Below are 956 nucleotides of genomic sequence, written 5' to 3'. Positions count from 1 at the left end.
CCGAGCGCAAGGCGCTGGTCGGGCGGGCCAATGCGGCCTCCCAGACGAAGAAGAAGATGACGCCGCAGGAAGCCTCCGCCCTGTTCGGGAAGCTTCAGACCAACGGCGCCGAGGGCATGAAGTGGATCACCGCCAACAAGGAATGGTGCTCGATCCCGGATTCCTTCGCCGAAGGCTTCAAGGCCGACCACAGAGTTCTAGTCCTGTCAAAATCGGGGAAAACGGAGCCGAAGAAGGGCTGCCGACAAGCGGCGGGCGACCTCGACCGATCAGACCGCGCGAGAATCCGCGCGGGTGGTGGAGGCGGCTGGGCCATGCGGTGAGGGCCTAGAGGCGTTCGGCAGGGCGGACGCGGAATCGTTGATGCTGTGTGCGACGAGAAGACCGTGGGAAGCTTCGGTGATGTCGCCTGCATCGACACCACCCTGACTACCTCAAGTAGGGCTTTCCTGTCGTAGAGGGCTCACAGAAAGATGAAGCCGCGCTATAACTCTCGCTAACAATTGCTCAACGTACTCGTGCACAATTTTGCCTAAAGTGACCGCTGCTTGGCAAGCGGTTGAGTTGGGGGAGGCATCCATGCCGCTGTTCGATGCTGATCTGCGCGCTCTCATGGCGGCGATCGACAAATCCCGAGCTCGGATCGAGTTCGCCTCCGATGGCACGGTTTTGGCCGCTAACGCGCTCTTCCTAGACCTGATGGGCTACACCCTCGCCGTGGTGAAAGGGCAGCATCACAAGCTGTTCGTCCCCGCCAGCGAGCGCAATGGCTACGCGTACGGCACGTTCTGGGAGGCACTGCGCAGTGGCGAAGGTCAAACCGGCGAGTTTAAACGCATCGCCAAGGACGGGCGCGAGATCTGGATTCAGGCCACGTACAATCCTGTCCTAGACAGGGCTGGTCGAGTCACGAAGGTGGTGAAGTTCGCTACCGACATCACCGCGCAGGTGCTGCG

At 61.2% G+C, this 956-nt stretch carries 1 protein-coding gene and 1 pseudogene; both read left to right on the top strand.

The features are described 5' to 3' along the window. Window positions 1-323: pseudogene (locus MKK69_RS24990) on the top strand (hypothetical protein); the annotation flags it as partial. 256 nt (window positions 324-579) lie between these two features. Continuing rightward, on the top strand, window positions 580-956 hold a 377-nt coding region (locus MKK69_RS24985; RefSeq protein WP_243972400.1), incomplete at its 3' end, for a PAS domain-containing protein.

Origin of the sequence: Methylobacterium sp. J-026 (genome assembly GCF_022829585.1) — a bacterium.
In the GTDB taxonomy this organism is placed as follows: domain Bacteria; phylum Pseudomonadota; class Alphaproteobacteria; order Rhizobiales; family Beijerinckiaceae; genus Methylobacterium.
This window is presented reverse-complemented; position numbering and strand designations above follow the sequence as displayed.